This is a genomic window from Desulfovibrio sp. (assembly GCA_016208105.1).
Classification (GTDB): Bacteria; Desulfobacterota; Desulfovibrionia; order Desulfovibrionales; family Desulfovibrionaceae; genus Fundidesulfovibrio.
Genome location: JACQYS010000019.1, coordinates 366,925 through 390,779, shown reverse-complemented (window position 1 = coordinate 390,779; position 23,855 = coordinate 366,925). Strand labels below are relative to the sequence as shown.

The following is a 23,855-nucleotide window of genomic DNA, read 5'->3' as shown; positions in this document are numbered from 1 at the left end:
CTATGTGTAGTTGGTGGTTATGACGTTCACGATGTCGGAGTAGGTCAGATCCTTAGCCGGGCGCTGGCAGTGGGTCTCAATAAAAGTTCGCTTGCACCATAGAAGCGAATGGCTTCAGCCAACTCGCCTTTTTGCCTTCGGCCTTCTTCGCGTCAATGAAGGCCTGGGCGATGTCGTCAAGATAGGTGTGTCCCGTTCGGGCAGGGGCGGGTTCAAGACCTGCGCGTTTCTTGGCCTTGATGTCCTTGTCCAGCTCATTGGCGTCTCTCTGGCCCGCTCTGCCTTTGCCTGTGATTATGTTGTGCTGCTTGCCGTTCTCGTTACGCCAGGAAACAAACCAGGCGCCGTCACGGGCTCTTGAGTGGACACTCATTCTACACCTCCAGCGGTTTTGGTTTCCTGGAGGAGGTTATCCTGGGCTCGTCCAAGAGGCCCTGGGGATTCTGCATCCAGGCCGCAAGCTCAGGTTGTGAGAACTTGTTCTTTTTCGGGCCGTAGCGGTTGATTCGGTAGTCTTAGATGATTCTTCTGAAAGTAACAGATGCGTAGTCAAAGTAGCCCGCTGCCTCCTTCATGGTTAGATAGGGTCCTTCACCGCTTATCCTGCCCCCCATTTGGTGAGCGGTTGCGTTAAGTGAGTTTTCGTGGCTGATCCCCGGGAGGAAAAGAGCCATGAAACGACGTAAGTGACCCCCTGAGCAGAAGGCTCTGGTCGTCCTCGAAGGCCTTCGAGGACGACCGATTGGCGAGTTGATCAACTATCACGGCATTTCTCAATCTCAGTATTACCAATGGCGCGATCGCTTCCTGGGCAATGCTTACCGGGTTTTTGAGACTGCTAGCTTGGACAAGCGCACTCAGCGGCTTGAGTTGGAGAACGCCAATCTCAAAGGGTTGGTCGGCGAGTTGACCCTGGAGTTAAAAAAAACGGATGGTTGGCCGTGAAGAGGCGCGGTTGCTACGCCAAAGTGGCCGCCCGAAACGCCGAACTGCTAGACCGGATTTGCTCTCTCAAGGCTGACCACCCATTCAGGGGCTACCGGCGTGTACCGTCCCCGATTTAACAAGCTTCAGCCTGGAGAGTCTCGCTGCCAAGTTGTTCCGCCTCGAAGGCCTGATTATCTCCCCTGGCCCTGCAGGCCTTCATGAAACACACCGAGGTCGGCTGACAAGCCATTGTCTGACATCAGATTAAGGCCAGCGCTACGTGTGCCTTCGGGAAACTGTCGGTTCACGGCCTTATTCAAGGCAGTCAGCCAATGCCATTCCCGGGCCTGGAACCCGGCATAGTGGCCCACGATCCTCTTGGTGTGCACGTCCAGCACGATCACCACAAATACAGCCATCCAAAGTCTTCAATCATGACCTTAGTCATGTCGATGCCCCCCAGTGATTTGGCTTGGTCAGCCTTGGTTAGTGGCCGGTCGGCTTGCGCTTGGCCTTGAACAGCAAACTGCTTCGAACCGTGAGACAGTGTTCCTTCATCAACCGATGGACCCGATTTTTGCCTACGCTCCATTCGTCAACGTAGCGCAGATGGGCCCAGATTCGGCGGTAGCCCCAGAAAGGATGATCGGCCTTGAGGGTACGAATGCGTTCCAACAGCTCCGCATTGCTAGTGGCCGCCTTGGCGTAAGGCCCTCGCTTCATCACGACCAGCCATTCGTTTATTTGCTTCAGGGTCTTTCGCCGATCAGTCCCTTGAACTTGGCGTTTGCTAACTCAAACCGCTGGGTACGCTTGTCCACAGTGGCCGTCTCGAACACACGGTGGGCGTTTCCCAGAAAGCGGTCTCGCCATTGCTTATACTGAGTTTGAGAAATACCTTGTACACTGCACAACTCGCCGAGTGGTCATCCTCGGAGGCCTTCGAGGACGATGAGTACCATCTGCTCAGCGCTCCACTTACGTCGTTTCATGGCCATGCTCCTTCTGTGAAGAAACTACGGAAACTCAGTCAGGCCAACCGCTCACCCAAAAGGGAGCAGGATAGGCACATATGTGATGAACGCACACCACGCGTGATTCGGTCGATCAACCCGCATCCCTCGCAAGAGATACGGGTGGATTCTGTGCTCAGGATGTAGGGTCTTGGTCCTGGGTTCTGGACATCACCGTCAGCTCCATCTAACGCTCGAGTTCGACCACGCCCCACAAAGATGTACTGATTTGAAGTGGAGCCGCATCTGCCCACGATTCATGACGCTCTCTCCCTTGGGGCGATGATCCCATGTCGACCGGGGCAAACCGAGTATTCGGCATTGCCGGGAAATAATGAACTTTGGATGACCAGTTCGATCATCCTGGGCCTCCGCTCCTGACTCACCGTCGAGCGAAGGCTCTCTCCAAATAATCCTTTTCCACGGTCAGTTGGCCGATCAGCGCGTGCAGATCGCGAAGCTCTGCCTCACCATCCTTCTTCACGGCAGCGGCCCCGGAGAATGCCGACACCCTGCAGTCCTTGGCTTGGCGCTTCCAGGACGTGGTGTGGGTGAGCGTCGTACTGCTCGCCAGTTCAGACAAAGTCAATTCGCCGATCAAGGCCTCCAGGCCAACATGGCCCTAATCTCTGCAGAAAGCTTCCCTCGCTCTCAGTCGGCGTGAAAGAATCCAAGCAGATTTCTCACACTTCTCAAGAGGTTCATTATGCCTAAGCCGCATTTTACTATTCTGAATTGACAATGAATGCAAATGGCATCTCTCTATTGAACCACAACTGCGCAGATCCGTATATGATAAACCGTATGAAGACCTTCTTATTCGCGAGGAGTATCGCTTTTTTAACTCTCTGATGAGGTAAAGAGCTATTCATGTCATTAATTGTACCGTAGTAGTCTAAAAAATTAGTAAAATTCACACCATCTGTTGACCATTCACAAGATAGCATGCTTCCAGGGCCGTAGTGTACTACCTTCGGAAAGAAGCAGACATTCACAGAACGCATTGGTTCCAATCCATCTAAAGTAAATACAACATACCCAAGATTGGCCTCTTCAGTCTTGGATATTGAAAAAGCGTTAAAGCTTTGTTTAACATACACTCCATCGATTTCTGTTAAACGTAGAGTGAGGGGTGGAGAGTATACCGTCTGATCAGTTGGAACGGAGTAGAGAATGGTGCTTCCGGGCAACGGCTTATATAATGTATATGGGCCAATAGTTTGATCCACGTGGTAGTAATTGAGTATGCTTAAGGGGATGGCATGGTTCATGAATGTTTTGCCAAGGACAACTGCAGCGAAGCGCTTGTTGGATATGTCGCGATACATCTTTGAGTCTATGAAACGCCAGAGGCCAACGGCTTCGAAAAATTGAGTTTCAATTGAATCAAAGAACTGAAAACGCTGTGTGAAGTCCTTTGAAAGTAGGGGAGGGCTGGCCTCAGCGTTGATCAAAACTTCGCCCTGATCAATCCTTTGGATGGCCTCGGCCAAGCGAAGACCGTCTGAAGCAGGCACGCGGGCAGAAAACGCAGCCCCCCAACTGGACGGGGCAAGGGATTGCGGACACAGAGCAAGAAGGCCCACCAAAGCAATGGACGGGCCTACGGGCAGTTTATTGGTCACTTCACCCATAAAAATGCCTACACGCAGGAAAAGGAGAGCCAGCATACCCCACCAATAGTTAGACGCCGCTCCCCAAGTCATGACGAGTTTCAGGAGAAAAGGAGTATGGATAAGGATGAGCCAATCAAGGACGTGGAGCCTGCGTTGCGCGAATCCGTAAAGCAGGGCTGCCCCATACAGCCCGAGGAGAATGAATTGCTGTCTGGTGAATTCCAGGATCCTTTCAGCAGCATTAGACCAATTGGTAATAGACACGTCGCCGGCCAGCTTGATCGGATAAAGGAAGGAATGGGTCAGAAAGTTTCCGTCGGTTCCTAATTGCAATACAGCAAGAGACGCCAAACCAAGAGCCAGTCCCATTCCTGCCAAGCCCAGGCATCGCTTCCAGAGGTGTGGTTTGAATACGCAAACGGTTGCGCACGCAAGGACGATAGGTAGGGTCTGCTGTTTGAAGAATGGACCTAAGCATAGAACTAAACAGCCAGCCAATATCTGCAACTGACTAGGTTTTTCCCTGCCCGGCGCGAGAAATAGATACGTTCCCAGTATGGCCAGGGACCAAGCTGAGAAATCTGGACGCGCCAGCAACCCTGTATTGATGATATAGGGGTTTACAAGAAAAAGCCCCACTGTAACAAGGGCAAGCCAAGGTCGGTCAGTTTCTCGCCGCAACCATACGCCCATCGCCATGCACAGTGCGATTAAGGATAGAAAACTTACCGACGAGGCTGACAAGGCCGGATTGCCTGTCGCCACGAGCCATGCCGCGCAAACCAAATAATACCCCGGGGTGTACAAAGTGACCAGAAAAGGAAAGTCTCTCAATTCCGGGTATATGTTTTGGCCATGCCGGAGCAGCCAAATCTTCAGAATTTCTCTACCGCTTATCATGGTATCCTGACACTGAGCCCAGGAGGTGTGGAGATAAAAGTCCGCACTTAGAAGCAAGCCCGAGCCGAGTTGTAGGCAAAGATAGGTGCATGCCGCGACGACGGGGATTCTATTCCAGCTTGGCTGTTTCTGGTCGTACTGGCGACTCCAGATGATTGCTAGGCCTAAGAGCGTCGGCACCCATAACGTCTTAATGAAAGGGTTAGTGATGCACGGGGTGGCCGCGATCAGGCTAAGTCCGAGAGCGAGACCAGCAACTGCCGAGGAATGTCGTCCAAAGAGGGTCATTATTGGCATGGAGGGTATTTTCCTCAACGGTTCTAGCCGACTTTTCGACTAAACATAGCTGTCTGGAGTTTGATCACCTGATATAACCATCAACCAAGTCATGGCACGCGGACGATGGTCAGCTCAAAAAAAGGAGCGGCTAGAGGACGAGGATCACCCGGGGCGAACAAGTTCTCGAAGCCGTTGTACTTTTCAAAGTCGAATTCCAAGGTATTGAGGCCCGCTTTTGCGTTCATTTCGAGTGAGCCTTCGACGGATGTCACTCCGTGGGGGGTCACGGGAATATCTCGATATGACCTACACTCTTCTCCGTTGGCCCGGACCATGATCGTCTGGTGGGCAATTGGATTCCCGAAACGGAAAGTCAGGCGAACCGGGGCGGGGCTGCCGATGGAGAACGCGATCAAGAGGCGTGGCCCTTCGGCCCAGGCAAACGGCCCAGCCCCTCCCGTTTCCATGGGGTTCAGGCCGCCCACGCGCACAGTGTCGGGCGAGCCTGGTGCCAGTAGATTCAAGGGGCGGATAATGAAATTAGCTTTAAGACGTGTATTAAAATAAGAGCCGCCTACGATGGCCATGGCGATAATCAACATGCCCGCCAGAATGTGAAGAAAAATCCTGCATTTCCAGGCACCGCGCCGATGCGCATAGTCATCCTGACTTGTCCCCATCAAATGATAAAAGTGGCGTTTGAAGGTCAGAAAAACTATTTCAATCTTGCTTCTAGCCAAGGCAAGATTCTTCAGCAGGACGGTTGGAGGAGGGGAGGGCAGAGAAGTTTGTTCGAACTCGCCGTCAAGGGGGGCAAAAGCCGGGCCACCGTCGAGTTGAGTCAACAGGGCCTTCGCAGCACAGTCTTCGCGATTTATTCCGGCCAAATCCAGTGCCTGATGGATCAAGTCGCACAAGACTTCCACCTGGGCGGATAATGAGGTCCATGCCTGGGCCGCCTCACTCATGCGGCCATAAACGACAAGCCATTCCACTGTTGACAGACTGTCGAAATAATACATGAAGTGGCCATGGATTCGCGACCGCAATCGGTCCGACATAAGTTCGTCAGGGGTAAAAACCGGAGGAAGGGGTCTGGAACCCATGCAAAGCCATCTAAACATAGGTTCATCCTTGAGCCATCACCCGACGGCTCCTTTGACTGAGTGACAGGCTACGGTCGCGCGATATAAACGTAGTTTTTGCATAAAGAGCAATGAGAGCAATTAACAGCAAAACCAACCCTACCGCACAACGCCGATCGGCGAATAGCGAGTCAATTGAGTTGTTTTCGAGCACTCGCTGAGATATTATGTTGTAAAACTCTAGCCTTGTAAAGCGCTTCCCTCTAAATATTGCAGGTAGAATCGCCGTAAAAAAATGAATCACTTGCAGAGATGTGACAGGGACAATAAGCCATAGAGATGTAAGAAAAGGGATAGAGGCAATAGTATGGTTGCTGAGTAGAAATTTAAAATACGGTATGCAGAAGATTGACAACAGAGGAAAAGCAAGCATCAATAGTTTATAATTCGCAGACCATGGCAAACTCAAGTTCATAATGATGCTTAAAATTGACAGCTCGAGGAAAAAGTAATTGTCTCGCTGCTTGTTTAACATGACAAAAATAGCAAACAAAATAGTTAAGGTTGCCATGGATGCGAATGCGACCAACTTGAGGTCGTTCGAATCAAGAAAAAACCATGTTAACAGGTAATTAAGGCTATGATCCATTCCCCAGCCCACCGAAACCCTGGACCAGTATGGAGCAACATCGGAAATCCAGTATGCCCAGTTCCAGACTCCAGTAATAAATATTACAACCAAGGATGTGCCAATACCAGACAGAATGGCCACTGTATCTCTGCGAACAATAAAACAGAAAAACAACAACAGCGGGGTCATTTTAATTAGAGTGGCAAGGGCTAATAGCGTCCCAGCTAGCCACGAATTCTTCTTTCGAAAATATATGTAAGCCATCAAAGAAATACATAATAGTGTTAATCCGTTTGTCTGTCCCCTTTCAATTTCAAAGTGCATAAAGCTGGATTGCCCGTAAAGTACTAGTCCCGCAAAAAAGGCTGGCCAAGCCCACGGCAGGCATCTCGCAGCAAACCATATGCCCAGTACGGTCATGATTACGTTTAATGTGACAATACAATTATAGCTTTGTGGAAACGGTAGACGCGACAGGGGCAGTAGTATGTAAGCCAAAGGAGGGGGGTAGGAATATTGACTGAACCCTGTTTCCGGCTTGGCCCCCGGATCTTTTTTGTCGTCAGGAATATCTGGAGTTGGACTGTACAGGGACTGCCCGGCCGCAAGAGTTGCCGAAGCTTGGTATATGGGCCAGTAATCCGCACCTGGGGCGAACATCGCCACAAAATCCGAAGCACGCCAGGGGTTGGTCCATTGAGGGATATCAACCCAGTAGGTGAATGACCAGGGAACCAAGCCTGTTAGTAGCAATGTGCAAAAAAGCACTGACCATAAAATGCTCCGAGCTGGACGACTGCTCCAAGAATAGCGCCAATCCAATTGAAATCTGAGGACTGTCCGATCGACAAGAAATTTAAATTTTTCGCTCTTAAACATACCTAATCCACTAAATATTAGAACACAATAACCTCAATTACGCATCCTTGGCAGAGACGACGCATGATTCTCTCGAGATACTTTTTCACCTTTTGTGGCCGACACCGCCTACTGCGCAGGAAGCCTCTCATCTTGCTCATCAGTACTGGCTTGTCCTGGACTTTCCCATCCCGAAAGATGTTCAGCTTGATGTCTTGATTCGCAAGTCCGATCGGAGTCCAACTCAAGGCTATTAGGTTGGAGGCAGAAACAGTCTGAATGTGACCCATAAATGCTAGGGTAACTACATGTTGAACGCTCCTTGAAGACCATAAAGCTGAGGTACCCTCGTGGCGAGTGCCATGATCGCGTTGCAACGAATGCGCTTTAGGCTGCATTTGTCGACAGGTGCTACGCTCTATTCGTCTCAGACACTCTTTGCCTAGTATTCCGGGCGTAACCAGTTTCGTAGCCCCGCCAAATTATGGCCCTAGCGGCCTTGGCCAGCCGCAGATGGCGGTATATTTGTGTTCAAACCAGTATTTGAGCTGGTCCGAAGTCCGTCCCAGGCGCATATCGTTGGCTTCTAGGGTCAGTCCCCATCGCTAAAGTAGGCGGCCCACAGCCCAGCGCGACAACCGGATGCGAACTGCAGTTCAATGAGAAGTCTTACTAATATGTGTCGGGCAGAGCATGTCTGGTAGTCGCAACTGTTCAGGATTCCCCCCCCTTCAAAAAACGGCTCCTAAAAGGCATGCCTTGCCCCACAAGCACGCTGGTGTAAATGTAGCAACAAAAAAAAGTCTCTCTTCGGGGGGGGTCATCTTGCCCTCGACAACAGCCTACACGGCTTTGTACCGGATTGCGTCTTGGAGAAGCGGGTCAATTTCTTACGTTTCGGTAATAAAAAAAATATCAAATTCGGTCCGCATTGTTAAGCATTTTATGTTCTGCCACGATTTAACAAGCTTCAGTCAGAAGTGTCTCGCGGCCTAGTTTTTCCGCCTCGAAGGCATCTTGCGACCTGTAGCCGAGCGCCGAGTGCAGGTAGTAAGCATTGTAGCCATCGATCAAGCCATCCTGGGCTTCCAGGAAGCTGCTGAGACTTGTAAACTCATTGATCCGGACCCGCTCTTCCTTGAGTGTGCGCATGAAGTGTTCTGTATCCTAGTTGCCCTTGGGGTTGGTGTAACTGGCTAAGCTTTGATTTTCTCCCATGGCCTTGGTCGGCTGACAGCCATTCTCTTACATCAGATTAAGGCTAGCGCCACGTGTGCCTTCGGGAAACTGCCTGTTCACGGCCTTATTCAGAGCAACCAGCCAATGCCATACCCGGGCCTGGAACCCGGCATAGTGGCCCACGATCCTTTTGGTGTGCATGTCCAGCACGATCACCACAAATACAGCCATCCAAAGCCTTCAATCATTACCTTAGTCATGTCGATGCCCCCCAGTGATTTGGCTTGGTCGGGCTTGGCTTGCGTCCGGTAGGCTTGCGCTGGCCTTGAGCAGCAAACTGCTTCGCACCGTGAGACAGTGCTCCTACATCAAACGATGGACCCGGTTTTTGCCTACGCTCCATTCATCAATGTAGCACAGATGGGACCAGATTCGGCTGTAGGCCTAGTAAGTATGATCGGCCTTGAGGGTACGAATGCGTACAAACAACTCCGCATTGCGAGTGGCCGTCTTGGCGTCAGGCCCTCGCTTCATCACGACCAGCCGTCCGTTTATTTACTACAGGGTCAATTCGCCGACCAGTCCCTTGAACTTGGCGTTTGCTAACTCAAACAGCTGGGTACGCTTGTCCACAGTGGCCGTCTCGAACACACGGTGGACGTTTCCCAGGAAGCGGTCTCGCCATTGATAATACTTAGCTTGAGGAATACCATGTTCATTGCACAACTCGCCGAGTGGTCGTCCTCGAAGGCCTGCGAGGATGACCAACGCCTTCTGCTCAGCGTTCCGCTTACGCGGTTCATGACTGTTCTCCTCCTGGGAATCAGACACGATAATACAATTAGCGCAACCGATCACCAAACCAGGGGCAAGTTACACCGCTCAGTATCCGCGTTGCCCATTGGGGGGGACTAACTAGTGAAGGCGTGGTTGATTCCCATGAGCTGGCTGGCCTACATGAAGCTCATCGAGATCGGCTGAAAGCCATTGTCGGGCATGTAGGTGGCCTTTAACGCTCCTTCAGAGGCTTGCAGTTTTACAACCTTGTTTAAAGCTGTCAGCCCGTGCCAAGCCCAGGGATGTACTCCGGCGTAGTGTTCCACGACATTCTTGGTGGGCCAGCCCAACACGATTATCACGTATACTCAGCTAAGGCTCTGATCATGGCCTTGATCACATAGATGTCCCATTGGTTTGGCTTGGGGGGCTCGGTTTTTTGCCGGTTGGTTTTTACTTAGCCTTGAGTAGTAGACTACCTCGCACTTTGAGGCAGTGCTTCTTCATCAGCCGGTTCACCCGGTTCTTGCCTACTTTCCACTCATCAACGAAGCGCAGTTGCGTCCAGATTTGTCGGAAGTCCCAGAAATGATGATTGGCCTGAGTCCGCGAATACCTTCTACCTGTGTAGAATTTCGTGCGGCACCTTGGAGTATTGGCCGCGGTTCTTTAGGCCGACAGTCCGTATATTATTCCGAGGTAGGTTCGCCAGCCAAGCTTTTGTGCTTGGCATTATGGGAATCAAGCAGGTGGGGCATTTGCCCAGGTGTCGCCTTGAAGACTCAGTGCGCGCTACCGAGAACGCGCTCCCGCCAAAGAGAATAGTGCGTTGTGGGAATGCCGTGCTCGTTGCGAAACTCATAGCTGATCATCCTCGAAGGCGTTCGAGGACGATGAGAGCCTTCTGCCCCGTGCTCCGCATGCGTCGTTTCATGGCCATGCTCCTTCTGGTAAGAAACTACGAAAACTCAGTCAGGCCAACCGCTCACCAAACAGGGGGCCTGATAGCCCTTCCTGAATATTTGCAGTTGGCTTGTAAAAAACAAATTCGGTTTAACAGCCGAAGCAACCCGTCTAGTTCTGTTAGCGGATGAGGAGGGCATCCCGGGACATAATGATTCACCGGAACGGTATTGTTGGCACCACTCTCCACTTCTGTGTGGTCGGCATACGGGCCCCGGCAATGGCGCAGCCCACCTGCAATGAGGATCTTAGGCTCAGGAACGGCCCGGAAGGTCTTCTCGAGTCCAAAGTGTGCCTGCTCATGGGGCCGGTTATCAACACCCCCTCGGCGTGCCTAGGCGAGGCAACAAAATGTATGCCGTAACAGCCAAGCTCCCAGCCGACCATGCCCAGAACGATCGTATCAGCTTCACACACGTTGCAGCCCGTTGCGTTGACCTGGCGAAGTTTCAGGCACCGACCGAACGTGCTCAACGGTTTGTCATCGAGCCGTGCATCAGGGAGTGCCTCTGGTTTTCTGGCAGGAGAATCATACCTGCCGAGTACGGGCGGCCAAGCGGTACTCATCCATGAACGTTATGGCTTGCTGCGGACAAACAGTGGAGGATCGGTGCAGAAGAGATACTTCCCCATGTCGATATTGACCGTGGCCGCTACAGTTATGGCCTTTACCGGGTAGATGTCGCTACAGAGATGGAACCACGTGAGACATTTCTTGGGGTCGATCGACGGGTACCTCCGAAACCTGTCCGGCAATTCGGGGAAGGCTCAGAGGGGTACACAATCGTCCGGTGGCCCTGCTTCAGCCTGGATACTATGACGTTCAACAATATTCATTCCTAAATTATGTCAGAGATCATACCCGAAATACAACAGGTTGAAGCCCTTTTGCACAGCGGGAATCAGAAATCTGCTGGCTCCGTAAGCATACGCCAGTCCTGACCAGTAGTGGAACGATGTAGCGCATGAATCTCCCCTCATCGTCAGTGATAGCGACATGGCACACTTCACCCCGCCAATCTTCATCCAGAGACACTGCACTACGGTTTGGCAATAGGGATCCGGCCTTATTTTGTATATCCTCCAAGGGAATGATGTGCAGTTGTTCCCGGACGAATGGAATACAGTGTTGAATCCCCAGCCATCGGACGTACGCGCGACCAAAAACGTCCCGCGTATCGTAAATAGATACTGGTGCATGGGTGAAACGGAACACCCCCGATGGTTGGTCGTTGCGCGTGTCGACTTCCACCCCGGTAGCACGCGGCCGTGCCGACCATTCTAAGATCAAGGGTCACTTGCTTGTGTAGGTGGCTGATATTCTCGAATCGAGCCATGCGAGGGAGTGTCCCAAAGAAGCTCGATGGCAACATTGGCGTCTTTCTCCGTCGTATCAAGCTGGCGGAGCAGCTTCTCCACCCACCCGTCGTCCATGTCGAAACCGATACCACCCGGGCATATCATGCCACGCCCGAACCTGTTCTCGCACAAGAGCACGGTCATAATAAGAAAGTCGCCGCGTATGCGCCCGCAATAGCTCATGGTGGGCAGGAAACCGATGTCGCCCGCCAGCGCGCCCGATCCCATACGCTCAAGCTCCTGGGCAATTCCGCGAAGCCTCTTCGCCCGTGCCGATTTTCGACACTTGGACAAAGCTTCAATCACTCGACAGTACGCAGTAGTGTGAGTGAAAGGCGATCTTCCTGCCAGTGTCTCCCCATATTGGATTGAGCGCGCATCAGGACCGCCGATCAATGCCTCTTCGACCCCACGATGCTGAAAATCCAGTGCGATTTCCAGATGAAGCACAAGTTCACCATGACACTGGAAGTGGTTGTGTCCAGGTTTTATGATCCCGGCGTGCACCGGGTCAACGGCGACCTCATGCACCTCGTCACCTTCAGCCAGGTAGAAATCGTAGACACCTGGCAGGATCGGCTCCCCAGCAGGCCTTTCCCAGACGTCCCGGTCGCTCCATGATTCATGGTACCGAACGGGCTTAAATCAGGGATAGCCCACGTCCACCGCATTGCCTTATTCGGGCGGTTCTCAAAAAAAACGATGCAAGCTCCTGATGATGGGCTAGCCACATTTACGTTGTCAAAAGCCCTATCATCGGAGGCCGCTTAATCGTGTTTAGTTGCTTGGAGAGAATTGGCAATACTTCATCTTGGCTAACGAGTATGTTCTCCGCGCATGATCGACATACACGGAGAACATTTTTTCAAGAGGATTAAACCTCGCCCGAGTAATGGATTACAGCCGGACCTGGACCATCGAAGCTGAGCGGATGGCTTTGCTTTTGGCGTCGTCCACGTCCTTGCCCAAAGCCAGGGCCACGCCCATGCGACGCATGCCGTGAATTTCTGGTTTACCAAAGAGCCGGATGGCCGTGTCCGGCTCGGAGAGAGCTTCCGGGGCAATCTCATAGCTGGGGGCGGTCGAGTCTCCCTCGGCCAGGATAACGCGGGAAGCGGCTGGTCCGTATTGGCGTATGGCCGGGATAGGCAGGCCGAGAATGGCCCGCACATGCAGGGCGAATTCGGACAGATCCTGGGAAATGAGGGTGACCATGCCCGTGTCGTGGGGACGGGGTGAGACCTCCGAGAAGATCACCTGGTCGCCCTTTACGAACAGCTCCACGCCGAAGATGCCGCGTCCGCCCAAGGCGGCGGTGACTGTTTCCGCCATTCTCTGGGCCTCGGCCAGAGCTCTTTCGCTCATGGGGTGGGGCTGCCAGGACTCCCGGTAGTCCCCTTTCTCCTGCCGATGGCCGATGGGGGGGCAAAAGCTCGTGCCCCCGGCGTGCCGAACGGTTAGAAGCGTGATTTCATAATCGAACTCCACGAACCCTTCCACGATGACCCGCCCGGCTCCGGCGCGTCCGGCTGTCTGGGCGTATTCCCACGATGCTTCAGCGTCGGCCAGGCTCCTGGCCACGCTTTGGCCCTTGCCCGAAGACGACATGACCGGCTTGATCACGCAGGGAAAGCCCACGGCCTGGCAGGCGGCCAGAAAATCATCCTTCGCATCGGCAAAACGGTAGGGGGAGGTCTTAAGGTTCAGCTCTTCGGCAGCCAAGCGGCGAATGCCCTCTCGGTCCATTGTCAGCCGGGCGGCCCTGGCCGTCGGGACCACTGTTACTCCTTCGGCCTCGAGAGCCAGCAATTCCTCGGTGGCGATGGCTTCAATCTCCGGCACAACGAAATCAGGCTTCTCCTCTTCGATAATGCGGCGCAGGGCGGCGGCGTCCAACATGCTCACAACATGAGAGCGATGAGCGACCTGCATGGCCGGAGCATTGGGATAGCGGTCCACAGCGATGACTTCGACACCCAGACGTTGGGCCTCGATGGCCACTTCCTTGCCGAGTTCGCCGGAACCGAGCAACAGGAGCTTGGTTGCGGACGAGGTGAGGGGCGTGCCGATAGTCGTCATGGAAATCTCCTTGGCAGGACAAGATTGAGCGCAGAAAATTACAGGGAAGAAGCTGTATGAACAACCAGTTTTTAGGGGCGCGCGGGGGATGCCCCTTCTCTGGACCAAATGAACATTGGGTCCCGGCAGGAAAATGGAAGGCCAGTTAATGAACACCCCTTGATACCAGCCCATCCTTCCTTCATACTCGAAGCAACAAGAGAGAGACCTCGCGTATGAGGAGCCCTTGCCGGTCATGATGACGACGAGCAAACCGTATAGTGCGGCATTGTTGAGTGGGTATTGAGATAATGGTTTCGAAAAGTTCTATTGATGCCAACGTGACTCTGGCTCGTCCAGTTGCGTAAAGGCAGAATATTCCTCTTACTTCCAACAAGGACGATCCATGGCTAAAAAACCTAATTATTCTTTTGAAAAACGAGCTAAAGAGGCGGCCAAGAACAAGAAGAAGGAAGAAAAGCTTCAGCGCAAGCTGGAGAAAAAAAACGCCCCTCCAGAAGAAGAGCAGGAGCAGTCCGTAGAGGAATGATCCTGTAAGGTGGGGTTGAGATTGTGCCCCAACCTTCCAGCGTCGTAATAATCATTGTGAGGTGAAGTTCGAGCGATGTCCCTGATAATCCCCATGAGGACATGGCCATTGCGCATCACCGGCCGGTGATCAATCATTTTTAAACTTCGGCCAGCAAACGGAAAGGGGTTAGATCGCAGATCTAACCCCTGAAATTCAGAATCAACAACGGTCGCTATTCTGGCGTCCTGTCAGTAGATGCGTCGATCTTGAATTGTGCTCTCTACAAAACCCTCAAGTGCATGGGCTCGGCCTTCACGAACGGGAAGGCTCTGATCTTCTCCAGGGCCGCCTTCACGTCACGCTGGCGGGCCTGATGAGTCATGAACACGATGGGCACGATGGACTCGTCCTGGGCGTCAGGGTCAACCTTCTGCACCACCTGGTAAATGGAAATGCCCGCGTCGCCGAGAACCTTGGCGATGGCGGCCAGCACGCCGGGTTTGTCCTCCACGGTGAAGCGGAAGTACCTGCGGCTCACTTCCTCGTCAGCGGGAAGAAGCCTTGCCGGAGGGAGAATCTTTTCCGGGAAACCGGTGTTGTTGGGCGCTGAGCCGTCGCGGGCCAGATCCATGATGTCCGCCAGCACCGCGCTGCCCGTTGGTCGGCCGCCCGCGCCCTGGCCATAGAGCATCACCGCGCCCACTGCGTCGCCGACCACACGCACCGCGTTGAAGGCGCCGTGCACCTGGGCCAGCAGATAGGTCTTGGACAAAAGCATGGGGTGCACCGCGGCCATTATTTTGCCATCCACCAGCTTGGCCTGGCCGATGAGCTTCACCTCGCAACCGAACTCCCGGGCATAGGCGATGTCCAGGGGCGTCACCCGGGTGATCCCGGTGACGGGCAATGCGCTCAAGGGATAGCCCTGCCCGTAGGCCAGCCGGATGAGCAGGATGAGCTTGTGGGCGGCGTCGAGCCCTTCCACGTCCAGGGTGGGGTCGGCCTCGGCGAATCCCTTCTTCTGCGCTTTCTTGAGGGCGTCCTCGTAGGAGAGGCCCTTTCGGGTCATGCGCGAAAGAATAAAGTTCGACGTGCCGTTGAGAATCCCGGTGACGGCCAGAATGTGATTGCCTGCCAGGGATTCCTTGAGCGTCTGGACGATGGGGATGCCGCCGCAGACGCTGGCCTCGTAGTAAAGGCCAACTCCCTTCTGGGCGGCCAGGGCGAAGAGTTCCTCGCCCTTTTCGGCCAGCAGGTGCTTGTTGGCCGTGACCACGTGCTTGCCCGAGGCGAGGGCCAGGCGGATGAGCTCGTAGGCGGCGTTCAAGCCCCCCATGAGCTCCACCACGATGTCCACATCCTCGGCAGTGGCCAGCTCAAGTGGAGCGCTTACGAGACGAGCCCCGGCAGGTACCGGGACCGGGCGTTTTTTTGCCGGGTCGCGCACGGCCACGGCCGAGAAGACCACGGGCCTGCCCAGGCGGCGTTCGACCCAGTCGCCGCTTTCGGCCAGGATGGAGGCCAGGCCCTGGCCCACAGTGCCGAAACCGGCCAGGCCCAGGCGGACGGGGGCGGGACTCACGCGCCCCCCGAAAGGGCCTTTTTGATGCCGCGCACAGCCTGATTGATGCGGTGGCGGTTCTCCACCAGGGCGAAACGGACGTGGTCGTCACCGAAGTGGCCGAAGCCCAGGCCCGGGGATACGGCCACGTGCCCTTCCCTCAGAAGCATCTTGGAGAACTCAACCGAGCCCATCTTGCGAAACTCTTCGGGAATCTGGGCCCAGACGAACATGGTGGCCTTGGGCGGGGGGACGTCCCATCCGGCCCGGTGCAGACCCTCGATAAGGGCGTCCCGGCGGTCCTTGTAGACGTCGCAGATCTCCTGGACGCAGTCCTGCGGGCCGTTCAGGGCCACGGCGGCCGCGATCTGGATGGGCTGGAAGATGCCGTAGTCCAGGTAGCTTTTGATGCGGGTCAGGGCGTAGACCATGTCCTTGTTGCCGCAGCAAAAGCCCACGCGCCAGCCGGCCATGGAATAGCTCTTGGACAGGCTGAAGAACTCCACGCCCACATCCTTGGCGCCTTTGGCCTGGAGGAAGCTCGGGGCCTTGTAGCCGTCGAAGCAGAGGTCGGCGTAGGCGAAGTCGTGGATAACGAGCATGTTGTGCTCTTTGCAGAAGGCCACGATCTTGTCGAAGAAGTCGACGTCCACCACTTCGGCGGTGGGGTTCTGCGGATAGCTTATGATGAGCAGCTTCGGCTGGGGCCATGTCTGCTTGGTGGCTGTGAGCAGATCGTCGAAGAAGTCACGCCCTTTGCCAAGCGGAATACGGCGCACGTCTGCACCGGAGATCACCGAGGCGTAAGGGTGAATAGGATAGGCCGGGTCCGTGGCGAAGACGACGTCGCCGGGCTGGAGCATCACCAGAGCCAGGTGGGCAAGGCCCTCTTTGGCGCCCATGGTGACCACCACTTCGGAGTCCGCGTCAAGCTCCACGCCGAAGCGGCGCAGGTACCAGTTGGCCATGGCCAGGCGAAGCCCGGGGATGCCCTTGGATGCTGAGTAGCGGTGGTTGACGCCCTTCTGGGATGCCTCGATGAGCTTGTCCACGATGTGCTTGGGCGTTGGGATGTCGGGATTGCCCATGCCGAGGTCGACGATGTCCACGCCTTGGCGGCGCATCTGCATCTTCAGCTCAGTGACCACGGCGAAAACGTAGGGAGGCAGGCGCTCCATGCGCGCGAACTTGTGCATCGCGAACGGCTCCTTCTCAAGTGTTTGAATCCGTGGAATGTAGCGGGGGGCGGGCGTGGTGTCAAAGGCGCACATTCGTTCTTGACCGGAAAAGTGCGGATGGATATGTGTCCGGTTCGCGGAGAGGTGGCCGAGCGGCCGAAGGCGCTCCCCTGCTAAGGGAGTATACTGGCAAAACCGGTATCGAGGGTTCAAATCCCTCCCTCTCCGCCATACTGCGCTTTCAAAAAGAGGCCCTGACCGAGGATTTCGGCCAGGGCCTCTTTACGTGTTCCTATCTTCCGTGCGGACTCACGTCATGTCCGGGTGGGGCGCATACGCATCATCGCGAAAATCTTCATTGCACGCGGTGCAAGGCCAGAGACGCGAGAGATTTTGGTCGTCGCGTCCGTACCGCTTCACTGTGCCAACCGGTTGAGCTTATTCCCGAGCCCTTCGTGCAGAGGAAGAGGAACAGCCTCCTCCCCCCTGCGGTCCATGGCCGAGTTCCTGATAGCCTCGGCTTCCCGGCGCCCTAATGGACCTTCAGACCGGTGCCGCACCCGCTGTTCAAGCAAGCTCCTCGTGCTGGCGTCATCGCCCTCTCCGGAAAGAAGAAGACGTTGGGATACACGATCACCCATGAAGTAACTCTTCCCAGCCAGATAATGCAGCAGGGGCTTGTCCAGGGTCTGAACCACCCCGGGGAGCGAAGGTGGAGTGATTTCACGGGCAAGCAGGCTTTCGATCGAATGCAATCCGATCTGCTCAAGAGATCCGGCCACCAAGGGGTTCGCGGCCAGCGTTCTGGCTGCGCCGTCAAGGTGAGAGGCAGCAAAGTCTTGGATTGAGGCCAGGACAATGAGGTCGTTGGCTTGGCTCATAAACAGGCGAATGTGGGGGAATTCGGAGCGCAATGTCCGCAGGACGATTCCGAGCACAGCCTCTGAGGCGTCGTGTATGTGGATCCACTGGACGAACAGTCCATCTTCAGCCAGATGACGCCGGGCCAATCGATAGAATTCCCTGGAAAAGAGCGCATCGACGCCAAGCACCCAGGGGTTGCTGGGTTCTGAGACGATCAGGTTCCAGTGTTTGTGAGACCTGGCCAGGATGCGAAAGGCGTCGCCTTGGATCACATTGAATCTCGCGTCCTGGTGCACCGCTCCGGTAAACACTCCGAACAATGGCAGTGCCTTGATGACGGATGAAGAAATTTCCGCCGTGTCGATGCTGGCCACGTCCGGGTAGAGGGCCAATTCACCGGAGGTGACGCCGGTGCCCAGGCCGATCACCAGGGTCTCGGTCCGGCTGGGAGAGAGCAATGCGGGCAGGTGGGCCAGAAGCCGCAAGGTGGCCATATCGGCCACAGTGGAGGAGTCGGACTTACCATTCACCAGAATAGCCAGAGGAGCCTCGGAGTGCCAGGCTTGTCTGGGCGTGCGGGCCACTGCGGCGGAGCCCTCCGGTCCGTCCTCAAGGAACAGAGCCTCGGCGCCGTCCTGGAACTCCCGGTAGAACTGCTGTGGAGGCAGTTCACTGTAGGGAAGAGGAACCTGGACGCGAAACGTGCCCACCATGAAGCGTTCAGGGTCGAACGCTGGGTTGGCCGGGATCAGGGCGATGCCTGCCAGGGCTGCCAGGGCCGTGGCCCATCTGGTCAGCCGGGAAAGCTCGGCCGCCGCGAACCACGCTCCGAACAGCGCCAGTACCGCGCACAAAAGAAAGATCTGGCCATTGTTCAAATATGGATGGAGCAGCAGCCCCGCCACGAGACTACCCGAAAGGTTACCCAAGGTGTTGGCGCACAAAATCCGGCCGCTTAAGCGTCCAACCGTTGCCAGGTCGGAGCGCAGGCGGTTGAAGATCAAGGGGACGGCGGCGCCGATAAGCATGGCCGGGAGCCCGGCTATCAGGGCCAGGGCGGCGAATCCGGCGGCCTGGAAACCCCAGAACCCGGCTGGAGTGGGAGCGAAGAGCAGGCGCAGCCTATGGGCCCAATAGGGCCACGTGTCCAGGGTTGGGTGGATAAGTAAGAGCAGCGCCGCGATGAGGAGTTGGTTCGACCACATCGCCCTGATGTCCCATCGGGTATATTTACCGGCCAAAAGCGCGCCCGCAGCGATGGACAGCACGAAAACGCCAACAACCATGGTGAAGGAATAGGCTGAACCGCCAAAGGACAAGGCCACGAAACGCACCAACACGTTTTCGAGCCCCATGGCTTGGAAGCCGTTCAGCATAGCCAGCCCCAGCAATGCTTTCGCCAGATGCGGGCTGACTGGAATCGCTTGCTGAGAAGGCAAAGGCGGCGGGACGGTCGTTTGAGCTGGGGAGCAGACTGGCGCGAAGGCGAACCAGCAAGAGGCCATAAGGTTGAGCGATGCGGCCAGCTTGAGGCTGCCCGGAAGCCCGAGTTCTGGAACCGTCAGATAACCGGCTGCCACGGCACCAAGGAAGGCCCCGGCTGTGTTGATCCCGTAGAGAGAGGCGTGGACCGGTCCGGAGGATTCGAGATCGCTGCTCAGAGCCTGGGTCAGAAGCGGAATAGTCGCGCCCATGCAGATGGTGGGAGGTCCCATAAGGACGGCCGCAAGCCCAAATCCCTGGAGGGCAAGCCCCAGTGGCGGTTCCAGGTTGAAATCCGTGGCCGCGGCCTCGACGAAGGAAAAAAGCCAGGGAAACATCAGTCCCCAGACTCCGATGAAGGCCTCGGCGAAAGCATAAACACGAAGCGGGCGGGCAATGCGGCGGGCAACACGCCCGAAGGCCCAGTAGCCCAGGGAGAGGCCACCAAGGAATACCGCGAGCACCACTGCGGTGGCAGCCGCGTCAGCGCCCAGCAACCTGGCCAGGTAGCGTTGCCAGACCACCTCGTCCATCATGGCGGACATACCGGTGAGAAAAACGAAAATGAATGTGGCCAAAGGTGCGGGGAAAAGCCCGGGGCGTACGTTCACGGAACAATCCGTGCTTTATGTAGGGGAAAAGGTCAACGACCCGAACGGGTTCACTCTCCTGGATTCGAGTTACCCATGCGGTTTGACGTGTTCGGCCCAGACCAGCTATCGGGCAGGCCACTTCCTTGCCGCAGGAGTATTGCCATGAATGGAACAAACCGCAGTGACATCAAGCCGGGCCTACGCGTCCTGATTGTACTCAAGCAGGACCAGCGGACCGGAAAGACAACGGAAGGCGTGGTCAAGGACATCCTGACCAAAGCACCGTTTCATTCCCGGGGAATCAAGGTCCGCCTCGTAAGCGGGGAGGTCGGGCGGGTACGGGATATCCCGGGCGGACAGGGATGACGTCATAGAAAATACTTAATCCACTCGCCAAGGTGATCATAGAAAATGGAAATCTTAGTCGACGCTGATGCGCTTCCCAATGCCATCAAGGAGATACTCTTCAGGGCCTCCCTGCGTCTAAAGCTGCGTCTTACCCTGGTGGCCAACAAGAATCTGCAGATTCCCCTGTCGGACTTCATCAAGACCATCCGGGTGGGGCAAGGCTTCGACGTAGTGGATGAGGCCATTGTCGAGCTTGTCCAGGCCGGCGACCTGGTCATCACCGCGGATATCCCGCTGGCCGCCAAGGTCATCGAGAAGGATGCCCACGCCCTTAATCCCAGAGGAGAGCTTTACACCAAGGACAACATCCAGGGGCGCCTGACCATGCGCAATCTGCTCTATGAGCTTCGAAGCGGCGGTGTGACCACAGGCGGTCCTCCACCGCTCAGCCGCCGGGATCGCGAGAACTTCGCCAACCAGCTTGACCGCTTCCTGACAGAACACGGCGCCCCCTGAACGTTTTCAGCACTCAGTCTTCCACGTCCTCTTCCTCTGTTCTGCCACCCCAGCCACTCGAGATAGAAAGAGACACCCGTGCCCGCCTGGTGAAATACAGTGCAGTCCAGAACGGATATGCACCGACGGCTTGCGGGCGTAATCCCGAACCAGATCAGTCTTGAGCAAAAAAGAGAGCCCCGGGCGGGAGGGACCGCCCGGGGCCAGCGCGTGGAACCTCCGGAAAGTACAGGTGGGTGGGGTGGGGCGTGCTTTCCGGAGGAGTGGCAGGCATATGATCACATTACGGTCGAAACCTCCCGGGCGCCCGCCTTAACGGCAGACGCCCAGTTCGTACGAGAGTGCGTTACGCAGCGGATCTCTTTTCCCAGTCGCGCAGGGCTATCTTCAGAGCGCCTACAGTGAAGGTGTCGCAGTCGAGCTTCGGGTACACCTTCGGCAGGCGGGGACGAAGATCCTCGTTGCTCAGGGTGTAGCAGTCGTACACGGACTTGCCGTTTATCAAGGATGTAAGGGCGGCAAGGCACTGCTTGCTATAGTCGCAGCCAGCGGCCACTCCTCCGGCCTCTTCAATCACGTCGTCCTTAATGCGCAACTCAACGCGGATGGACTGCTTGCACGTGGTGCATCCATGCAGGCCCACCGCATTGGGGTTGGACACAGCTATTGTGAGCGGTGCGGTGCCGACGTCGCAGGCCGGAGTGGGGGAGTTTACTGCTGCCGCAACCACATCGGGTTGAACCTCGGGTTCTGGCGTCTTTAAAGGCACGGGCTTTTTCGCAGGCTTCTTGGCCGCTGCCGGAGTGGGAGCGGTGATGCCGAGTTCCCGGCGAACTTCGTCGAGGTCGATGATTCTGGGATCGACCAGGCTGAAACCGCAACTTCCGCCCCAATCCTGCTCGTCGGCAAAGGCCTCGCCATAGCGGACATCATCGAGGATCAGAAAATCCTTGGTTCCCAGGATGCGGTCCCAACGATGGACGAAGAAATCGAACTTGGCGGGATCGAAGTTCTCGACGTTGTTCCAGGTCCAGACCATGTGGCAGTACTCGTCGTCATAACCCAGAAGCGCCAGGTACCTTGCATTGCTCTCCAGGTAGTGTCGACGGCGTAAGAGGACGGCGGACTCCGGGATGGCCGAAGTGTCTAAGGGGATGTTCTTGCCGTCGAGTTCGACCTTTATGACGCATTCGTCGTCGAACTTCATGCCGCAGGTGCTGGTGTTTCCGCTGCGCCACCAATGAATATACTTCTTCGTGTAAAACTTGCGGCCCAATGCCTGAATTCGTTCCACGGTCTTTGCCGAAACCGGGTGCAGTGCGAGGTCGCACCTGCGCCCTGTAATAGTCAGGGAGAGTGTCATGTCCCTTCCTCCTCGTGTGTCTATGGGTGCTGCCCAGCAACCCAAGGGTTTCCAGGGCGTGCCCGCGCCCTGCTTGTGAAAAAAAGCATAAAGCGGGCCACAATGACATAGTGTTTAATTATAGCATGTTGTGACGAAGTGGACGGGTGGACAAGTGGGGGCGGAAGAAAAATACGTCCGCTTCGTTGACCGGGGCAGGTGGGCGGGGTAGATTCTTTTCGCAGCGTGGGATTCGGGGGTCGAAAGGGGCGGTATGAAAAGCAACGGGAAGCCATTTCCCTGCACGTCCATGTGCTCGTTCATCATGGACAGTGTGGCGGATGGCGTCTTTACCATCGATCGCGACTTGACGGTCACCTTCTTTAATCGATCGGCCGAGGCCATCTCCGGCATAAAGCAGGAGGATGCCTTGGGCCGGAAGTGCTGGGATGTTTTTCAGACGAAGAATTGCAAGGAAGTCTGCATCTTGCGTCCCTGCATGGAAGAGGACCGCAAGATTTCCCACCGTATCATGAGCATCACCCGGCCTGACGGGGCAACCGTGTCGGTAAGCGTCAGCGCCGCTCCTCTCAAGGACAACAAAGGAGAGATAATCGGGGGTGTTGAGACCATACGTGATCTTTCCGGGGGCGAAGAAACCAACCGGCTCATTGGCTGGCATTCCCCTGAGGACTTCTGCACGCGTGATCCCCATCTTTCCGAACTGGTGAGGATTCTTCCCCAGATCGCCGAGAGTGACGCAATTGTGCTCCTTTTGGGAGAATCTGGCACGGGGAAGGAGCTCTTTTCGCGGGCGATTCACAGGCTCTCAAGCCGCTCGAAGGGGCCGTTCGTGGCGGTGAACTGCGGTGCCCTGCCTGAGCAGCTCATGGAATCCGAACTCTTTGGGTACAAGGCCGGGGCCTTTACCGACGCCAGAAAGGACAAGCCAGGGCGGTTTCAACTGGCCGAGGGCGGCACACTGCTGCTAGACGAGATAGGGGATCTCCCCTTGTCTTTGCAGTCAAAGATTCTGCGGGTCCTGCAGGAGAGGGTTTTCGAGCCGTTGGGAGGCGTGGAGAGCGTACCCGCGGATGTGCGGGTGGTGGCTTCCACCAATCGGGATCTGGCCGCAATGGTTGAAGAGGGCACTTTCCGGCGCGACCTCTACTACCGGCTGAACGTTGTCCAGCTTGTCCTGCCCCCGCTTCGGGAGCGAAGCCAGGATATTCCGCTTTTGGTCGAACATTCTCTCAGGCACAGACGACAGCTGCTCGGCAAGGATATCCGTGGAGTGACCCCTGAGGTGATGCGCCTTCTTATCCGGCATGATTATCCCGGCAACATCAGGGAGCTGGAAAATATTATCGAGTTCGCCTGCATACTGTGCCCCGGCGGACTCATTGAACCGGAACACCTGCCAAAGAACCTGCGCCCGGCGATTCGCCCGCCCTCGGAGGATTTCCCCCTCACCATGGATGAGGTGCGCTACCACGCTGCCAAAAGGGCCGTCCTGCGCAATTTGGGAAATCGGAACGCCGCTTGCCGAGAGCTTGGCATTACCAAGGATACCTTGCGAAGGATTCTGCGCACCAGCGAAGCGGACGAAAAATAAGTCCGTCCTGAGCACAGGAGAGAAAAATCGTCCGGCAAGGTATTGTGCTGGAAAAAGGCCTGTGACGTTTTCGCGTTTTAAACAGCAAATAAGCACACCCAGGTTACCCAGAGTTTAGGCATCCCGCCCGGGCACAGCCGCTTTGTGAGAAAATGCGATGCCGTGCTGGGACTGTTCAG

22 protein-coding genes, 1 tRNA gene and 1 pseudogene are annotated in these 23,855 nt (G+C 55.6%); 7 read left to right on the top strand and 17 right to left on the bottom strand.

Annotation, left to right across the window (positions count from 1 at the left end):
• Nucleotides 1–76: 76 nt before the first annotated feature.
• Entirely contained in the window at nt 77–373 is a 297-nt protein-coding gene (locus HY795_11670; protein MBI4805881.1) for a hypothetical protein, read from the bottom strand.
• A gap of 335 nt (nt 374–708) precedes the next feature.
• Here HY795_11670 and HY795_11665 point away from each other — a divergent pair, with 335 nt between their 5' ends.
• Entirely contained in the window at nt 709–945 is a 237-nt protein-coding gene (locus tag HY795_11665; GenBank protein ID MBI4805880.1) for a transposase, read from the top strand.
• A 173-nt stretch (nt 946–1,118) separates the two neighbouring features.
• Here the strand turns inward: HY795_11665 and HY795_11660 are convergent, their stop codons facing one another.
• The 11 genes and pseudogenes from HY795_11660 to HY795_11610 all read right to left on the bottom strand — a co-directional run bounded on the left by HY795_11660 (nt 1,119) and on the right by HY795_11610 (nt 11,815).
• Nucleotides 1,119–1,346 carry a hypothetical protein gene (locus HY795_11660; protein MBI4805879.1) on the bottom strand — a complete coding sequence of 76 codons (228 nt, stop codon included), beginning with the start codon at nt 1,344–1,346 and terminating at the stop codon, nt 1,119–1,121.
• A gap of 67 nt (nt 1,347–1,413) precedes the next feature.
• Nucleotides 1,414–1,650: a transposase gene (locus HY795_11655; GenBank protein ID MBI4805878.1), complete on the bottom strand. Its 237-nt coding sequence runs from the start codon at nt 1,648–1,650 to the stop codon at nt 1,414–1,416.
• Between the two features lie 672 nt (nt 1,651–2,322).
• Nucleotides 2,323–2,541 carry a hypothetical protein gene (locus HY795_11650; GenBank protein ID MBI4805877.1) on the bottom strand — a complete coding sequence of 73 codons (219 nt, stop codon included), beginning with the start codon at nt 2,539–2,541 and terminating at the stop codon, nt 2,323–2,325.
• 124 nt (nt 2,542–2,665) lie between these two features.
• Entirely contained in the window at nt 2,666–4,456 is a 1,791-nt protein-coding gene (locus HY795_11645) for a hypothetical protein (protein MBI4805876.1), read from the bottom strand.
• A 386-nt stretch (nt 4,457–4,842) separates the two neighbouring features.
• Nucleotides 4,843–5,757, bottom strand: a complete 915-nt coding sequence (locus HY795_11640) for a hypothetical protein (GenBank protein ID MBI4805875.1) — start codon at nt 5,755–5,757, stop codon at nt 4,843–4,845.
• A gap of 106 nt (nt 5,758–5,863) precedes the next feature.
• Complete coding sequence (locus HY795_11635; GenBank protein MBI4805874.1) at nt 5,864–7,330, bottom strand: DUF2029 domain-containing protein; 1,467 nt, start codon at nt 7,328–7,330, stop codon at nt 5,864–5,866.
• A gap of 939 nt (nt 7,331–8,269) precedes the next feature.
• Entirely contained in the window at nt 8,270–8,461 is a 192-nt protein-coding gene (locus tag HY795_11630) for a hypothetical protein (GenBank protein ID MBI4805873.1), read from the bottom strand.
• Between the two features lie 93 nt (nt 8,462–8,554).
• Nucleotides 8,555–8,719 (bottom strand): hypothetical protein, encoded by a 165-nt coding sequence (locus tag HY795_11625; GenBank protein ID MBI4805872.1) that lies wholly within the window; start codon nt 8,717–8,719, stop codon nt 8,555–8,557.
• A gap of 1,531 nt (nt 8,720–10,250) precedes the next feature.
• Nucleotides 10,251–11,058, bottom strand: a pseudogene (locus tag HY795_11620) (hydrogenase).
• Between the two features lie 26 nt (nt 11,059–11,084).
• Nucleotides 11,085–11,519, bottom strand: coding sequence for a hypothetical protein (locus HY795_11615; GenBank protein MBI4805871.1), 435 nt, complete (start codon nt 11,517–11,519; stop codon nt 11,085–11,087).
• Complete coding sequence (locus HY795_11610) at nt 11,516–11,815, bottom strand: hypothetical protein (GenBank protein ID MBI4805870.1); 300 nt, start codon at nt 11,813–11,815, stop codon at nt 11,516–11,518. Before HY795_11610 ends, HY795_11615 begins: the two co-directional genes overlap by 4 nt.
• 186 nt (nt 11,816–12,001) lie before the next feature.
• Between HY795_11610 and HY795_11605 the strand changes: the two genes are divergently transcribed.
• The gene (locus tag HY795_11605; protein MBI4805869.1) at nt 12,002–12,208 is read left to right on the top strand and encodes a hypothetical protein; all 207 of its coding nucleotides are present in this window, start codon (nt 12,002–12,004) and stop codon (nt 12,206–12,208) included.
• 276 nt (nt 12,209–12,484) lie between these two features.
• On the opposite strand, the gene purT is transcribed toward HY795_11605, so the two are convergent.
• Nucleotides 12,485–13,666, bottom strand: coding sequence for a formate-dependent phosphoribosylglycinamide formyltransferase (gene purT / locus HY795_11600; GenBank protein ID MBI4805868.1), 1,182 nt, complete (start codon nt 13,664–13,666; stop codon nt 12,485–12,487).
• A 385-nt stretch (nt 13,667–14,051) separates the two neighbouring features.
• Between purT and HY795_11595 the strand changes: the two genes are divergently transcribed.
• Nucleotides 14,052–14,195, top strand: coding sequence for a hypothetical protein (locus HY795_11595; protein ID MBI4805867.1), 144 nt, complete (start codon nt 14,052–14,054; stop codon nt 14,193–14,195).
• Nucleotides 14,196–14,457: 262 nt separating this feature from the next.
• Here HY795_11595 and HY795_11590 read toward each other — a convergent pair whose 3' ends face one another.
• Nucleotides 14,458–15,759 carry a homoserine dehydrogenase gene (locus HY795_11590; protein ID MBI4805866.1) on the bottom strand — a complete coding sequence of 434 codons (1,302 nt, stop codon included), beginning with the start codon at nt 15,757–15,759 and terminating at the stop codon, nt 14,458–14,460.
• Entirely contained in the window at nt 15,756–16,934 is a 1,179-nt protein-coding gene (locus HY795_11585) for an aminotransferase class I/II-fold pyridoxal phosphate-dependent enzyme (GenBank protein ID MBI4805865.1), read from the bottom strand. Before HY795_11585 ends, HY795_11590 begins: the two co-directional genes overlap by 4 nt.
• 120 nt (nt 16,935–17,054) lie before the next feature.
• Between HY795_11585 and HY795_11580 the strand changes: the two genes are divergently transcribed.
• A tRNA-Ser gene (locus tag HY795_11580) sits at nt 17,055–17,147 on the top strand.
• Between the two features lie 185 nt (nt 17,148–17,332).
• Here HY795_11580 and HY795_11575 read toward each other — a convergent pair.
• The gene (locus HY795_11575) at nt 17,333–19,873 is read right to left on the bottom strand and encodes a fused MFS/spermidine synthase (GenBank protein ID MBI4805864.1); all 2,541 of its coding nucleotides are present in this window, start codon (nt 19,871–19,873) and stop codon (nt 17,333–17,335) included.
• Between the two features lie 144 nt (nt 19,874–20,017).
• On the opposite strand from HY795_11575, the gene HY795_11570 reads away from it, so the two are divergent.
• On the top strand, nt 20,018–20,221 hold the full coding sequence (locus HY795_11570; GenBank protein MBI4805863.1) for a YwbE family protein: 204 nt from the start codon (nt 20,018–20,020) through the stop codon (nt 20,219–20,221).
• A 45-nt stretch (nt 20,222–20,266) separates the two neighbouring features.
• Entirely contained in the window at nt 20,267–20,719 is a 453-nt protein-coding gene (locus HY795_11565; GenBank protein MBI4805862.1) for a YaiI/YqxD family protein, read from the top strand.
• 346 nt (nt 20,720–21,065) lie between these two features.
• On the opposite strand, the gene HY795_11560 is transcribed toward HY795_11565, so the two are convergent.
• Nucleotides 21,066–22,082: an iron-sulfur cluster assembly scaffold protein gene (locus HY795_11560; protein MBI4805861.1), complete on the bottom strand. Its 1,017-nt coding sequence runs from the start codon at nt 22,080–22,082 to the stop codon at nt 21,066–21,068.
• 253 nt (nt 22,083–22,335) lie between these two features.
• On the opposite strand from HY795_11560, the gene HY795_11555 reads away from it, so the two are divergent.
• Nucleotides 22,336–23,676 (top strand): sigma 54-interacting transcriptional regulator, encoded by a 1,341-nt coding sequence (locus HY795_11555; GenBank protein MBI4805860.1) that lies wholly within the window; start codon nt 22,336–22,338, stop codon nt 23,674–23,676.
• Nucleotides 23,677–23,855 lie beyond the last annotated feature (179 nt).

Excerpts from the sequence above, each read along its gene's own strand:
- HY795_11670 (MBI4805881.1), bottom strand. The coding sequence starts at position 373 with ATGAGTGTCCACTCAAGAGCCCGTGACGGCGCCTGGTTTGTTTCCTGG.
- HY795_11660 (MBI4805879.1), bottom strand. The coding sequence starts at position 1,346 with ATGGCTGTATTTGTGGTGATCGTGCTGGACGTGCACACCAAGAGGATC.
- HY795_11655 (MBI4805878.1), bottom strand. The coding sequence starts at position 1,650 with ATGAAGCGAGGGCCTTACGCCAAGGCGGCCACTAGCAATGCGGAGCTG.
- HY795_11645 (MBI4805876.1), bottom strand. The coding sequence starts at position 4,456 with ATGATAAGCGGTAGAGAAATTCTGAAGATTTGGCTGCTCCGGCATGGC.
- HY795_11640 (MBI4805875.1), bottom strand. The coding sequence starts at position 5,757 with ATGTATTATTTCGACAGTCTGTCAACAGTGGAATGGCTTGTCGTTTAT.
- HY795_11635 (MBI4805874.1), bottom strand. The coding sequence starts at position 7,330 with ATGTTTAAGAGCGAAAAATTTAAATTTCTTGTCGATCGGACAGTCCTC.
- HY795_11630 (MBI4805873.1), bottom strand. The coding sequence starts at position 8,461 with ATGCGCACACTCAAGGAAGAGCGGGTCCGGATCAATGAGTTTACAAGT.
- HY795_11625 (MBI4805872.1), bottom strand. The coding sequence starts at position 8,719 with ATGGCTGTATTTGTGGTGATCGTGCTGGACATGCACACCAAAAGGATC.
- HY795_11610 (MBI4805870.1), bottom strand. The coding sequence starts at position 11,815 with ATGGGATCGGGCGCGCTGGCGGGCGACATCGGTTTCCTGCCCACCATG.
- HY795_11605 (MBI4805869.1), top strand. The coding sequence starts at position 12,002 with ATGCTGAAAATCCAGTGCGATTTCCAGATGAAGCACAAGTTCACCATG.
- purT (MBI4805868.1), bottom strand. The coding sequence starts at position 13,666 with ATGACGACTATCGGCACGCCCCTCACCTCGTCCGCAACCAAGCTCCTG.
- HY795_11595 (MBI4805867.1), top strand. The coding sequence starts at position 14,052 with ATGGCTAAAAAACCTAATTATTCTTTTGAAAAACGAGCTAAAGAGGCG.
- HY795_11585 (MBI4805865.1), bottom strand. The coding sequence starts at position 16,934 with ATGCACAAGTTCGCGCGCATGGAGCGCCTGCCTCCCTACGTTTTCGCC.
- HY795_11570 (MBI4805863.1), top strand. The coding sequence starts at position 20,018 with ATGAATGGAACAAACCGCAGTGACATCAAGCCGGGCCTACGCGTCCTG.
- HY795_11565 (MBI4805862.1), top strand. The coding sequence starts at position 20,267 with ATGGAAATCTTAGTCGACGCTGATGCGCTTCCCAATGCCATCAAGGAG.
- HY795_11560 (MBI4805861.1), bottom strand. The coding sequence starts at position 22,082 with ATGACACTCTCCCTGACTATTACAGGGCGCAGGTGCGACCTCGCACTG.
- HY795_11555 (MBI4805860.1), top strand. The coding sequence starts at position 22,336 with ATGAAAAGCAACGGGAAGCCATTTCCCTGCACGTCCATGTGCTCGTTC.